Genomic DNA, 342 nt, shown 5'->3' with positions numbered 1-342 from the left:
TCGTGCGCGCCGTAAAGTCTTCGGACATGACGGTCGCGTTTGTGAGTCAGCCGAATATTGGCGTATTTCATGGACGGCCTATGCCGAAGAGCCGATGTTCCGGCTCTCGCGCAAGTGCGCCCGGATGCGTTCGATCGAGAACGGGCGCCCGTGGAAAAGCAGGCGCCGCCGGATCGTTTCGGTTCGGCAAGTGGCAAGTGTCCCTGTGCGCTGCATTGAGGTTGACGCGCCCAGCCATCTGTTTCTATGCGGTAAAGGCTGGGTCCCGACACACAACACGGAAGCGGGCAATTGCTTCATTGGCTTTGTCATGCACCACGCGCCGGGGCCGATGCTGGCGGT

At 60.8% G+C, this 342-nt stretch carries 1 pseudogene; it reads left to right on the top strand.

Going from position 1 to position 342, the window contains the following annotated elements:
* Nucleotides 1-342 (top strand): annotated as a pseudogene (locus ACK8OU_RS20525) (terminase gpA endonuclease subunit); the annotation flags it as partial.

The organism is Pontitalea aquivivens (assembly GCF_046507575.1).
GTDB classification, from domain to species: domain Bacteria; phylum Pseudomonadota; class Alphaproteobacteria; order Rhodobacterales; family Rhodobacteraceae; genus Pontitalea; species Pontitalea aquivivens.
This window is presented reverse-complemented; position numbering and strand designations above follow the sequence as displayed.